The organism is Dietzia sp. Die43, assembly GCF_024519835.1.
Classification (GTDB): Bacteria; Actinomycetota; Actinomycetes; order Mycobacteriales; family Mycobacteriaceae; genus Dietzia; species Dietzia kunjamensis.
The window spans coordinates 166,652-178,695 of the sequence record NZ_JALJRF010000001.1; the positions used below are offsets into that span (position 1 = coordinate 166,652).

Genomic DNA, 12,044 nt, shown 5'->3' on the forward strand with positions numbered 1-12,044 from the left:
TGAGCACCGGCCCCGGCCTCCCGGCCCCGGCCTCCCGGCCGGGGCCGGTGTCGTCCCACCGGGTCCGCGACCGCTGGCCGCGGAGGGTCGGTCAGCCGCGGAGGCGTCGGTCAGTTCGAGGTCATCCGGTAGACGTCGAAGACGCCTTCGACCTTGCGGACCGCACCGAGGACGTGACCCAGGTGTTTGGGGTCGGCCATCTCGAAGGTGAACCGGGAGATCGCCACCCTGTCGTCGCCCGCGGTCTGCACCGAGGCGGACAGGATGTTGACCTTCTCGTCGGCCAGGACCTTGGTGATGTCGGACAGCAGACGGTGGCGATCGAGGGCCTCCACCTGGATGGCCACGAGAAACACCGCGCCCGGCTGGGGCGCCCATTCGACCTTGACCAGTCGCTCCGGCTCCCGGTGCAGGTCGGAGGCGTTGGTGCAGTCGGTTCGGTGCACGCTGACCGAGCCGCCGCGCGTGATGAAACCCAGGACCTGGTCCCCCGGCACCGGGGTGCAGCAGCGGGCGAGCTTGGCGTGGACGTCCTCCACACCGCCCACGAGTACGCCGGCCCCGGAGGTGGTGGGGCGGGGCGGGGTCATGGTCTTGTCACGGGACCGGTCGGCGAGTTCCTCGGTGACCTCGTCCACGCCGCCGTGGGCGGCGATGAGGCGGCCGACCACGGTCTTGGCGGAGACGTGGTTCTCCCCGATCGCCGTGTAGAGAGCGGTGACGTCGGCGAATCCGAGCTCGCGGGACACCCCGGCGATCGACTCGTTGGAGAAGATGCGGTGTACGGGGACGCCGCCCCGGCGGACCTCACGGGTGATGAGGTCCTTGCCCCGCTCCAGGGCCTCCTCGCGGCGCTCCTTGGCGAACCACTGCCGGATCGAGCTCTTGGCACGGCCGGAGACCACGAACTTCTGCCAGTCCAGGCTGGGGCCGGCATTGAGGTCCTTGGAGGTGAAGACCTCCACCACCTCGCCGTTCTCGAGCGGGCGCTCGAGGGCGACGAGTTTGCCGTTGACCCGCGCCCCGATGCAGCGGTGGCCGACCTCGGTGTGGACCGCGTAGGCGAAGTCCACGGGTGTGGCACCGACCGGAAGGTTGATGACGTCTCCCTTGGGGGTGAAGACGAAGATCTCCTTGCTGGTCATCTCGAAACGCAGGGAATCCAGGAACTCGCCGGGATCGGCGGCCTCGCGCTGCCAGCTGAGCAGTTGCCGCATCCACGCCATCTCGTCGACCTCGGCGGGGTCGCCGTTGTGCTTGCCGCGGGTCTCCTTGTAGCGCCAGTGCGCCGCGATGCCGTACTCCGCGTTGCGGTGCATCTCGTGGGTGCGGATCTGGATCTCGAGGGGTTTGCCGTCGGGTCCGATCACGGTGGTGTGCAACGACCGGTACACGCCGAATCGGGGCTGGGCGATGTAGTCCTTGAACCTCCCCGGCATCGGCTTCCACGTCGAGTGGACCACCCCGATCGCGGCGTAGCAGTCGCGCACGTCCTCGCACAGGACACGGATGCCCACGAGGTCGTGGATCTCGTCGAACTCCCGACCGCGCACGATCATCTTCTGGTAGATCGACCAGTAGTGCTTGGGTCGGCCCTCGACCCGCGCCTGGATGTGCGCTTTCTCGAGGTCCGCCCTGACCCGGTTGGTCACCGTTTGCAGGTAGACGTCGCGGCTGGGGGCCCGGTCGGCCACGAGCCGCACGATCTCCTGGTACTTCTTCGGCTCGAGGATTGCGAAGGCGAGGTCCTCGAGTTCCCACTTGATGGTCGCCATCCCGAGCCGGTGCGCGAGTGGGGCGATCACCTCGAGGGTCTCCCGCGCCTTTTTGACCTGCTTCTCGGGCGGCAGGAACCGCATCGTCCGCATGTTGTGCAGGCGGTCGGCCACCTTGATCACCAGGACGCGGGGATCGTGTGCCATGGCGATGATCATCTTGCGGATGGTCTCCGCTTCGGCGGCCTCACCGAACTCGACCTTGTCCAGCTTGGTGACACCGTCCACGAGGTGGGCGACCTCGCCGCCGAAATCGGCCTCCAGCCGGGCGAGCGAGTAGTCGGTGTCCTCCACGGTGTCGTGCAGCAGCGCCGCGACGAGGGTGGTGGTGTCCATGCCCATCTCGGCGCAGATGGTCGCCACGGCGAGCGGGTGGGTGATGTAGGGGTCGCCGGACTTGCGGTAGACGCCCTCGTGTTGCTTCTCGGCGAGGGTGTACGCGCGGGCCAGCAGACCCACGTCGGCCTTGGGGTGGTGGATGCGGTGGACGCGTACCAGCGGCTCGAGAACCGCCGGCGTGGAGGTCACGGTCAGCCCGGAGGTGAGGCGGCGAGCCCACCGCGCGCGCACCCGTCGGCCGGCGGACGGTCGATTGCCCGGGATCACCGGGAGCGGCTGGGTCGAGGGCTGGGGTGACGAGAGTTGGGGTGACGAGGGTTGGGGTGACGAGGGTTGCTGCTGATCCATCTGTCCGGGTCGCGCGCCCCCGTCCGGCTGCCCGGCGGGGTCCTGCCGTTGCGTCATCTCCGGCTCCTCCCTCCAGTTCCGGGCCGTCAGGAACGGCCGGCGGTCACGCGACCGTGAGGCAGGTCAGCGGTGTGGCGGCCAGTCTATCCCGCCCCCCGAGGCCGGGGACCTCGAGCACCACGGACAGCCCCACGACGATCGCTCCGCAGTCCTCGAGTAGACCGACCGCTGCGGTGAGCGTCCCCCCTGTGGCGAGGACGTCGTCGACGACGAGGACGCGCTTCCCGCTGAGGTCGAGCCCGTCCGCGGGGAGTTCCAACGTGGCGGCGCCGTACTCGAGCTCGTAGGAACGCGAGTGCACCGGGGGCGGGAGCTTGCCGGCTTTGCGGATCGCGAGGATGCCGGTGTGCAGGCGTACGGCCGCTGCGCCGGCCAGCAGGAACCCGCGGGCGTCGAGTCCGGCGACGTAGTCCACGCTGCCGATCTCGTGTCCGGCGATGAGCCCGGCCACGACGGCGTCGAAGCCGTCGGCGTCAGCGAGGACCGGGGTGAGGTCACAGAACTGGACCCCCGCGGACGGGAAGTCCTCGACGCGACGCATCAGCCGCTCCACGGCAGAGCTGATCGCCGGTGAGACGGGGGTGAGGGCAGGTTCGGTCATGCGGCGGCCTCGGCCTTCTCGCGTCGGGCCAGGACCTTGGCGGTCTGGCGGCGGATCTCTGGATCGCGGTTCTTGAGGGACACCAGCAGGGGTGTCGCGAGGAAGACGGAGGAGAAGGTGCCGGTGATGATGCCGACCATCTGCACGAGCGCCAGGTCCATCAGGGTGCCCACACCGAGAATCCACACGGCGATCACGACCAGCGCCAGCAAGGGCAGCACGCCGATGATCGTGGTGTGGATCGAGCGCATGAGGGTCTGGTTGACACCCAGGTTCGCCTCTTCGGCGTAGGTGCGGCTCGCGGTGTGTCTGATGCCCCGGGTGTTCTCCTCGACCTTGTCGAACACGATCACCGTGTCGTACAGGGAGAAACCGAGAATGGTCAGGAGTCCGATCACGGTGGCGGGGGTGACCTCGAAGCCGACGAGCGAGTAGACGCCGGCGGTGGTCAGCACGTCGAACAGCAGGGCGACGATCGCTGCGGTGGCCATCCGCCATTCGAAGCGGAAGGCGATGTAGCCGAAGACGATGACGAGGAAGACGCCGAGGGCGATCAGTGCGTTCTCGGTGACCTGACCTCCCCAGCTCTCCGAGCGCGCGGAGTCGCCGATAGCCTCCACCGAGGCGTCTCCGTCGGCCGTGACCGGCTGGAACTCCTCGTAGAGCGCGTTTTTGGCCGCGCGGATCTCATCACTGGTGAGGAACCGCGTCTCCACCTCGACGATGCGGGCGTCCCCGGCTCCGACGATCTGGACCGTCTGGGGTTCCTCGCCCACGGACTCCTCGACCACCGCGGCCACGCGGCTCTTGTCGTGGTCGGCGGCGGGCATGGTGAGCTTGGTGCCGCCGGTGAAGTCGATGCCGAAGCTGAAGCCACGGAAGATGATGCTCGCCAGGCAGATGGCGACGATCACGGTGGTGAGGACGTAGAACCTCCGGCGGTTCGGGACGATGCCGAACGCCCCGGTCCCCGTGTAGAGCCGCGTGAACAGACTGTCGGACCGGCCGGCGGGGGCGGTGGCGCCACTCTCGGCCGCGGTGGTGGTGGTAGTGCTCATCGGCCCTCCTCCTCATCGGTGGCGGGACGCTCGGTGCGCGGTTCGGTGATGGTGTCGCCGCCCGGGCCGCGGATGGTCGCGGTGACCCCGCGGCCCTGGCCCTGCTCGAGATCGCTCTCGGTCTTCCGGTCGATGCGGCGCTGTTCCGCCGCGGCTGCCTGGAGGTTCTCCATCCGTCCCATCCCGTTCGCCCAGGTCTTGGCGAAGGTGGGTTTGGTGGAGGCGAGGTAGACGAGCGGCCAGGTCACGGTGAACGCGACGAACACGTCCATGATCGTGGTGAGGCCGAGGGTGAACGCGAAGCCTCGCACCTCGCCGCTGGCCAGGAGGTAGAGCACGACGGCTCCGATGAGGCTGACCATGTTGCCGGTGACGATGGTGCGGCTGGCGCTCTTCCAGGCCCGCGGCACCGCGGATCTGAACCGGTGGCCGTCTCGCAGTTCGTCCTTGATGCGCTCGAAGAACACGACGTAGGAGTCGGCGGTCATGCCGATACCGATGACGAGGCCCGCGATGCCCGCCAGGTCGAGGCTGTAGTCGACGGTGTATCCGAGGAACACCAACAGGATGTAGGTGAGCAGGAACGACAGGGCCAACGAGAGGAACGCCAACACACCGAGCAGGCGGTAGAAGAAGGCGGAGTACGCGAGTACCAGCAGGAAGCCGATCGCGCCCGCGAGCAGGCCCGCCTCGAGCGACGCCAGACCGAGGGACGCCGGAACGTTGTCGACGTTGGGGTCCTCGAACGAGATGGGCAGCGCACCGTAACGCAGGTTCGCGGCGAGAGAGGCCGCCTCGTCCGTGCTGAAGTCGCCGGTGATGGAGGTCGCCGAGCCGACCGGCGTGACGCCCTGGACGACGGGCGCGCTGATCACCTCGCCGTCGAGGAGGATGGCGATCTGGCGCTGGAGGTTCTCCTGGGTCAGCCGCGACCAGGTGGCGCTGCCCTGCTCGCCGGGGCCGGCGTTGAACCGGAAGGACACCTCGTTCTTGGCGGCCTGCTGGTTGAATCCCGAACTGACGGAGTCCTTGACGATCTGCTGCCCGTCGAGCCGCTGGCCGTCCTCTGGTTCCCCGATCAGCAGCGGGACCGGGCCGAGGACGTACTTGGCGCCCTCCCCGCAGGCGATGAGAGCCTGGGACGGGTCGTCGAAGCCGGCCAGGACATCGCGTTCCGGACAGCGGAACGTCGCGAGGTTCTGGGTGAGCTCCTGGGGGTCACCCTGCCGGACCTCGCGGGCCTCCTCGACCTCCCTGGCGACTGCGTCGCGGTCCCCCTTGGCGGCGGGCACGGGTTCGACGTCGCCCTCGGCGACGGGCTGGACCTGCAGCACGGGACGGATCGTCAACTGCGAGGTGGTGCCGAGGTCACGGGCCTGGCTGGAGTCCTCACCGGGCACCGTGAGGACGATGTTGCTGCCCTCGATGACGACCGAGGTCCCGGCGACGCCGAGTCCGTCGACCCGGTCCCGGATGATGTCCTGGGCCAGACGCAGGTCCGCCTCGTCGGGCTCCCCCTTGGGGATCAGCGTGACGCGGGTACCGCCCTGGAGGTCGATGCCCAGCTTCGGCGTCAGGCCTCGCTCGGCGACGGCGAAGGCGCCGAGGAAGAAGATGAACAGCACCAGGAAGAATGCGGACAGCAGCGCCCACGGTCTGGGGCGGGCGTCGGCGCCTCGAGGACGAGCTGGTGACACAGGTGATCTCTCTCGGTCTTCGTCTGGGGCCTCCGGCTGGACGGCCCCATTACACTACTCGCCGGTCGTGGCCTACCGGGAATCCGTGGCACCCGTCCCGGTGTCGGCCCCGGGGGTCGTACCGGCGTCGATCTTCTCGCGGATCACCCGTCGGTCCCACTGGGTGTGGACACCCTCCGCGATCTCCAGTTCCACGGTCTCGTCGCCCACTGAGACGATGGTCGCGCGGAGGCCCGAGGTGGTGAGCACGCGATCACCCGCCGTCAGTGAGGCCTGCATCTCCCGCATGTCCTTCATCGCCCTGCGTTGTTTCGTGCTCTGCAGGACCATCAGCACGATCAGCACGACGATCATCAACGGCAGCAGCAGTTCCAGTCCCATTCGGGTCCTCCTGACATGGACCCGCCGGTTCCGGGTCGCTGGCGGGTCCGGGCTACGGACGGTCTCGTCCGAGGATGCCAGCCCGGGGCTCAGCCGCGCGCGCCGGGGCCCCGGTCGACCTCGACCGGCAGCATCGGCTGGCCGGCCGCGTTGTCGGAGCGGGTGAGCCCCAGGTGATCCCACGCCGCGGCGGTGGCGATCCGCCCGCGCGGGGTGCGTGCGAGCAGACCGGCGCGGACGAGGAAGGGCTCGCAGACCTCCTCGAGGGTGGTGGACTCCTCCCCCACGGCCACCGCCAGGGTGCTCAGTCCGACGGGCCCGCCCTCGTGTTGGACGAGGAGCGCCCTCAGGACCGCGCGGTCGAGACGGTCGAGACCCAGCTCGTCCACCTCGTACACCTCGAGGGCGGCCCTGGCGACGGGCACGGTGATGCGACCGTCGGCCCGGACCTCGGCGAAGTCGCGGACCCGTCGCAGGAGCCGGTTGGCGATCCGGGGTGTGCCCCGCGACCGGCCGGCGATCTCCAGCGCGGCATCGGGCTCCACGGGGATGGTGAGGATGTCCGCCGCGCGGGTGACGATCCTGGCGAGGTCGGTGTCCGTGTAGAAGTCCATGTGCGCGGTGAACCCGAACCTGTCGCGCAGCGGACCGGTCAGCGCACCGGATCGCGTGGTGGCACCGACCAGGGTGAACGGGGCGATCTCCAGCGGGATCGAGGTGGCACCGGGCCCCTTGCCCACCATGATGTCGATCCGGAAGTCCTCCATCGCGAGATAGAGCATCTCCTCGGCCGGGCGCGCGATGCGGTGGATCTCGTCGATGAACAGCACGTCGCCCTCGATGAGGTTCGACAGCATCGCGGCCAGGTCGCCGGGTCGTTCGAGGGCGGGACCGGAGGTGATCCGCAGCGATCCACCGAGTTCGGCCGCGACGATCATCGCGAGACTGGTCTTACCCAGTCCGGGCGGCCCGGAGAAGAGCAGGTGGTCGGGCACGACCCCGCGGCGGGTGGCCGCGGTGAGCACGAGGTCCAGTTGCTCCCGGACCGTCTCCTGGCCGATGAACTCGCCCAGGCTGCGGGGTCGGAGGGCACCCTCGACGTCGGTGTCGAACGGGGTCGCGGACGCGGACAGCTCGCCCTCCCGGTCCGCCCCGTCGTCGACGTCGGGGGAATACCCGTCACCGGGCGCGTCGAACTGTCCCGCCATCAGCGCTTACCGAGTGATTTGAGGGCCAGCCGCAGGGCCTGCGCCGGGTCGAGGTCCGGTTCGGCGGCGAGCACCGCGGTGGCGGTCTTCTCGGCCTCCGCGGAGGAGAAACCCAGGCCCTCGAGTGCCTCTGCGACCTCGGTCGCAGCCGACCCGACGGTCGCGCCGCCCGGGACCCCCACGGAACCACCGTCCGCCACGGGCCCGACCTTGTCCTTGAGTTCCAGCACCATGCGTTCGGCGGTTCGCTTACCGACGCCCGGGACCCGGGTCAACGCCTTGACGTCCGCGGTTCCGAGAGCCCGGACGAGGGCCTCCGGCTCGAGGGTCGCGACGATCGCCAGCGCCAGTCGTGGTCCGACGCCGGATACGGTCTGGACGGTGAGGAACAACTGACGCGCGTCCACCGAGTCGAATCCGTACAGGGTCAATGAGTCCTCGCGGACGACCAGCTCGGTGTGGAGCATTCCTTCCGCGCCGCGGCGGAGGCCGGCGAGCGCCGCGGGGGTCGCGTGCACGAGCACCCCGACTCCCCCGGTCTCCACCACGCAGCGGTCCAGGCCGATCTCGGCCACGGTTCCCCGGATCGAGGCGATCACCAGCGCACTCCCTTCGTCCGCGCCATGCCCCGGGCCGCGGCCCGGGCGCGCTCCTGATCGGCGGCCGCGCCGCGACCACCGTGTGCGTTCGACGTGGCTGCGTCCCGCGCGGCCGCCACCTTCGACTCGAACCCGGCGCGGGACCGCGCGACGTGGCCGTCGAGCGCGGCGACCCGCCCCTGCATGGGGGCCCGCCAGCTGTGGCACACGGCCAGGGCGAGGGCGTCGGCCGCGTCCGCCGGGCTGGGGGGCTTCTGCAGGCCGAGGATCCGGGTGATCATCAGGGTCATCTGCTTCTTGTCCGCGCGCCCGCTGCCGGTGATGGCGGCCTTGACCTCGGAAGGCGTGTGGAAGGCCACCGGGATGTCGCGGTAGGCGGCGGCCAGTGCCACGACGCCTGCGGCCTGGGCCGTGCCCATGGCGGTGGAGACCTGGTTCTGGGCGAAGACCCGCTCGATGGCGACCACGTCCGGGCGGTGGATCTCCATCCACTCGTCCGCCACGGCGTGGACCGCCTGCAGGCGCCTCTCGAGTGGTTCCTGGGCGGTCGTCCGCACCACGTCCACGTCCAACGCCGTGACGGCCCGACCCGGCTCGGTCTCGATCAGCGCGAGCCCGCACCGGGTCAGTCCCGGGTCCACACCCATCACGCGCATAGCGACCTTTCGCCGACCAGTGGTAGAACCTACGTTCGAGACCCTACCAGTGGGCCGCCCGTCAGGCGTTGAGCGCCGCCAGCACGTCGTCCGGCACGTCGAGGTTCGAGTAGACGTTCTGGACGTCGTCGGAGTCCTCGAGCGCGTCGATGAGCTTGAAGACCTTGGTGGCACCGTCGGCGTCGACCGTCACCTCGACCGAGGCGCGGAACCCGGACTCGGCCGAGTCGTAGTCGATGCCGGCCTCCTGGAGCGCGGTGCGCACCCGGACGAGGTCGGTGGGTTCGCAGACCACCTCGAACTGCTCGCCCAGGTCGTTGACCTCCTCGGCCCCGGCCTCGAGTACGGCCATGAGGACGTCGTCCTCCTCGAGCTCACCCTTGTCCAGCACGATCTCGCCCTTGCGGGTGAACAGGTAAGCCACCGAACCGGGGTCGGCGAGGTTGCCGCCGTTGCGGGTCATCGCCGTGCGCACCTCGCCCGCGGCGCGGTTGCGGTTGTCGGTCAGACACTCGATGAGCAGGGCCACGCCGTTCGGGCCGTACCCCTCGTACATGATGGTCTCCCACTCGGCGCCGCCCGCCTCCTCACCGGCGCCACGTCTGCGCGCGCGCTCGACGTTGTCGCCCGGGACAGAGTTTTTCTTGGCCTTCTGGATGGCGTCGTAGAGCGTGGGGTTGCCGGCTGGGTCACCGCCGCCCGTACGGGCCGCCACCTCGATGTTCTTGACGAGCTTGGCGAAGAGTTTGCCGCGCTTGGCGTCGATCGCGGCCTTCTTGTGCTTGGTGGTGGCCCACTTGGAATGGCCTGACATGGGATGTTCCGCCCTCCGGGGGTGTGAAGTCCGGGCCGACGTCGGTTGGTGGCCCGGTGCGATGTGTCGCTGACTGGCCAGTCTACGAGGTCGACTGCCGCACCATGTCGACGAAGTACCGGTGAACGCGCACATCGTCGGTCACCTCGGGGTGGAACGAGGTCGCCAGGGCGTTGCCCTGCCGCACCGCGACCACGTGATCGTGGCCGTCGGAGGCGCGGACGCGGGCGAGTACCTCCACGTCGGGGCCCACCGTCTCGACCCAGGGTGCGCGGATGAACACGGTCCGGACCGGGTCGGCGCCGAGGGCGTCGACGACGAGGTCGGCCTCGAACGAGTCGACCTGCCGTCCGAAGGCGTTCCGTCGGACGGTCATGTCGATCGCGGAGAACCAGGTGGCGTCGGCCCGGGTGTCAAGGACGACCGACGCCAGCAGGATCATGCCCGCGCAGGAGCCGTAGACCGGCATGCCGCCGGAGATCCTCTCGGCCACCGGTTCGTACATGTCGTAGACGTCCAGAAGCCGACTCATCGCGGTGGACTCCCCGCCGGGCAGGATGAGTCCGTCCACGCCGTCGAGCTCGGAGCGCCGGCGGACGGCCACGGCCCGCGCGCCGACGGACTCGAGGTGGCGGACGTGTTCGGCGACATCGCCCTGGAGGGCGAGGACACCGACGGTCGGGGCGTCCGTGCTCACTTCTTGGACGGGTCGTCGGTGGTGCTCACCGGGAACGACTGGGCTCCCGGTCGCAGGCGCCGGGACAGTCCCTCCTGGGTGACGGCGGCGACGAGCCTGCCGGAGCGGTCGAAGATCCGCCCCTGGGTGAGGGCGCGCCCCCCGAACGCCGACGGCGAGGTCTGGTCGTACAGCAACCAGTCATCGGCCCGGAAGGGGCGCATGAACCACATGGCGTGGTCGAGCGAGGCGTCCTGGGTGGGCTCGTCGGGGTGCGGGACCTTGGCCGAGCCCAACAACGTCATGTCCGACATGTACGCGAGTGTGCACACGTGGAAATTGGGGTCGTCCGGCAGCGTGTCGACGCTGCGGAACCACACCCGCTGCTGCGAGGCCAGCACCGAACTCGTCTCCAGGCGGTCCCGGGGGACGATCCGGATGTCCCACTGGGCCCATTCCTCCACGAAGACGCGGTGGGCCTCGTCGAGGTCCTCGATTCTCGGGACGTCGATCTCCTCGGGCCCCACGACCCGGGGCATCGAGTCCTGGTGCTCGATGCCCTCCTGGTCGACCAGGTGGAAGGAGGCCGACATGGAGAAGATCGGCTCCCCCTCCTGGATGGCGGTGACACGGCGGGTGGCGAAGCTGCGACCGTCCCGGAGGCGGTCGACCTGGAAGACGGTCGGCACGTCGGGGATGCCCGGCCGGATGAAGTACCCGTGCAGGGAGTGGACGTGCTTGTCGGAGTCCACGGTCCGGACCGCGGCGACGAGGGTCTGACCGGCGACCTGGCCGCCGAAGGTCCGCTGCAGGTGCGTGCGGATGGCCGGTCCCCGGTAGAGGTCGCGGTCTATCCGCTCGATCTCGAGGATGTCCTCGATCTTCGCCACCGGCGGGTCACCAGCCCCGCTCGGCGAGCCGGTGGGGCTCGGGGATGTCGTCGACGTTGATGCCGACCATGGCCTCGCCGAGGCCGCGGGAGATGGTCGCGAGCATCTCCGGATCGTCGTGGAAGGTCGTCGCCTTGACGATCGCCTTGGCCCGCTCGGAGGGGTTGCCGGACTTGAAGATGCCGGAACCGACGAACACGCCCTCGGCACCGAGCTGCATCATCATCGCGGCGTCGGCCGGGGTGGCGATGCCGCCCGCGGTGAACAGCACCACGGGGAGCTTGCCGGTCTCGGCGACCTCCTTGACCAGCTCGTACGGCGCCTGCAGCTCCTTGGCGGCCACGTACAGCTCGTCGGACGGCAGGCTCTGGAGCTTGCGGATCTGCTGGCGGATCTGGCGCATGTGGGTGGTGGCGTTGGAGACGTCGCCGGTGCCGGCCTCACCCTTGGAACGGATCATGGCCGCGCCCTCGGTGATCCGGCGCAGGGCCTCGCCGAGGTTGGTGGCGCCACAGACGAACGGCACGGTGAAGCCGAACTTGTCGATGTGGTTGGCGTAGTCGGCCGGGGTGAGGACCTCGGACTCGTCGACGTAGTCCACGCCGAGGGCCTGGAGGATCTGCGCCTCGACGAAGTGCCCGATGCGGGCCTTGGCCATCACGGGGATGGAGACGGCCTCGATGATGCCGTCGATGAGGTCGGGGTCGCTCATGCGGGCGACGCCGCCCTGCGCTCGGATGTCGGCGGGGACGCGCTCGAGGGCCATCACGGCCACGGCGCCGGCGTCCTCGGCGATCTTCGCCTGCTCGGCGGTGACGACGTCCATGATGACGCCGCCCTTGAGCATCTCGGCCATACCTCGCTTGACGCGTGCGGTTCCGGTGGTGTTCTCGCTGGACTGCGGGTCGCTCACGAAATAGGCCTTTCCTGGCTCAGACGACG

Annotated in this window: 12 protein-coding genes; all 12 read right to left on the reverse strand. The window is 69.6% G+C overall.

Annotated features, from left to right (window positions below):
• Nucleotides 1-110: 110 nt before the first annotated feature.
• Complete coding sequence (locus NR111_RS00770; protein ID WP_256819578.1) at nucleotides 111-2,462, reverse strand: bifunctional (p)ppGpp synthetase/guanosine-3',5'-bis(diphosphate) 3'-pyrophosphohydrolase; 2,352 nt, start codon at nucleotides 2,460-2,462, stop codon at nucleotides 111-113.
• Between the two features lie 103 nt (nucleotides 2,463-2,565).
• Nucleotides 2,566-3,123: an adenine phosphoribosyltransferase gene (locus tag NR111_RS00775; RefSeq protein ID WP_163375819.1), complete on the reverse strand. Its 558-nt coding sequence runs from the start codon at nucleotides 3,121-3,123 to the stop codon at nucleotides 2,566-2,568.
• Nucleotides 3,120-4,181 (reverse strand): protein translocase subunit SecF, encoded by a 1,062-nt coding sequence (gene secF / locus NR111_RS00780; RefSeq protein ID WP_256819421.1) that lies wholly within the window; start codon nucleotides 4,179-4,181, stop codon nucleotides 3,120-3,122. The genes NR111_RS00775 and secF overlap by 4 nt, the downstream gene beginning before the upstream one ends.
• Nucleotides 4,178-5,878 carry a protein translocase subunit SecD gene (gene secD / locus NR111_RS00785; RefSeq protein ID WP_256819422.1) on the reverse strand — a complete coding sequence of 567 codons (1,701 nt, stop codon included), beginning with the start codon at nucleotides 5,876-5,878 and terminating at the stop codon, nucleotides 4,178-4,180. Before secD ends, secF begins: the two co-directional genes overlap by 4 nt.
• 72 nt (nucleotides 5,879-5,950) lie before the next feature.
• Nucleotides 5,951-6,259: a preprotein translocase subunit YajC gene (gene yajC / locus NR111_RS00790; protein ID WP_256819424.1), complete on the reverse strand. Its 309-nt coding sequence runs from the start codon at nucleotides 6,257-6,259 to the stop codon at nucleotides 5,951-5,953.
• An 89-nt stretch (nucleotides 6,260-6,348) separates the two neighbouring features.
• Entirely contained in the window at nucleotides 6,349-7,467 is a 1,119-nt protein-coding gene (gene ruvB / locus NR111_RS00795; RefSeq protein ID WP_256819426.1) for a Holliday junction branch migration DNA helicase RuvB, read from the reverse strand.
• Nucleotides 7,467-8,066, reverse strand: coding sequence for a Holliday junction branch migration protein RuvA (gene ruvA, locus NR111_RS00800; protein ID WP_206472207.1), 600 nt, complete (start codon nucleotides 8,064-8,066; stop codon nucleotides 7,467-7,469). The genes ruvB and ruvA overlap by 1 nt, the downstream gene beginning before the upstream one ends.
• Complete coding sequence (locus NR111_RS00805) at nucleotides 8,063-8,722, reverse strand: crossover junction endodeoxyribonuclease RuvC (protein WP_206472208.1); 660 nt, start codon at nucleotides 8,720-8,722, stop codon at nucleotides 8,063-8,065. The genes ruvA and NR111_RS00805 overlap by 4 nt, the downstream gene beginning before the upstream one ends.
• Nucleotides 8,723-8,783: 61 nt before the next feature.
• Nucleotides 8,784-9,536 (reverse strand): YebC/PmpR family DNA-binding transcriptional regulator, encoded by a 753-nt coding sequence (locus tag NR111_RS00810; protein WP_067717865.1) that lies wholly within the window; start codon nucleotides 9,534-9,536, stop codon nucleotides 8,784-8,786.
• Between the two features lie 82 nt (nucleotides 9,537-9,618).
• A complete protein-coding gene (pdxT, locus tag NR111_RS00815) occupies nucleotides 9,619-10,233 on the reverse strand; it encodes a pyridoxal 5'-phosphate synthase glutaminase subunit PdxT (RefSeq protein ID WP_096905399.1) in 615 nt (204 codons plus the stop codon).
• Nucleotides 10,230-11,102, reverse strand: a complete 873-nt coding sequence (locus NR111_RS00820) for an acyl-CoA thioesterase II (protein WP_163375821.1) — start codon at nucleotides 11,100-11,102, stop codon at nucleotides 10,230-10,232. Before NR111_RS00820 ends, pdxT begins: the two co-directional genes overlap by 4 nt.
• A 7-nt stretch (nucleotides 11,103-11,109) precedes the next feature.
• Nucleotides 11,110-12,015, reverse strand: a complete 906-nt coding sequence (gene pdxS, locus NR111_RS00825; protein ID WP_120283374.1) for a pyridoxal 5'-phosphate synthase lyase subunit PdxS — start codon at nucleotides 12,013-12,015, stop codon at nucleotides 11,110-11,112.
• Nucleotides 12,016-12,044: the final 29 nt, after the last annotated feature.

Bases quoted from the DNA above. Each gene is read 5' to 3' on its own strand.
- NR111_RS00770 (WP_256819578.1), bottom strand. From the start codon at position 2,462: ATGGATCAGCAGCAACCCTCGTCACCCCAACCCTCGTCACCCCAACTC.
- NR111_RS00775 (WP_163375819.1), bottom strand. From the start codon at position 3,123: ATGACCGAACCTGCCCTCACCCCCGTCTCACCGGCGATCAGCTCTGCC.
- secF (WP_256819421.1), bottom strand. From the start codon at position 4,181: ATGAGCACTACCACCACCACCGCGGCCGAGAGTGGCGCCACCGCCCCC.
- yajC (WP_256819424.1), bottom strand. From the start codon at position 6,259: ATGGGACTGGAACTGCTGCTGCCGTTGATGATCGTCGTGCTGATCGTG.
- ruvB (WP_256819426.1), bottom strand. From the start codon at position 7,467: ATGGCGGGACAGTTCGACGCGCCCGGTGACGGGTATTCCCCCGACGTC.
- NR111_RS00805 (WP_206472208.1), bottom strand. From the start codon at position 8,722: ATGCGCGTGATGGGTGTGGACCCGGGACTGACCCGGTGCGGGCTCGCG.
- NR111_RS00810 (WP_067717865.1), bottom strand. From the start codon at position 9,536: ATGTCAGGCCATTCCAAGTGGGCCACCACCAAGCACAAGAAGGCCGCG.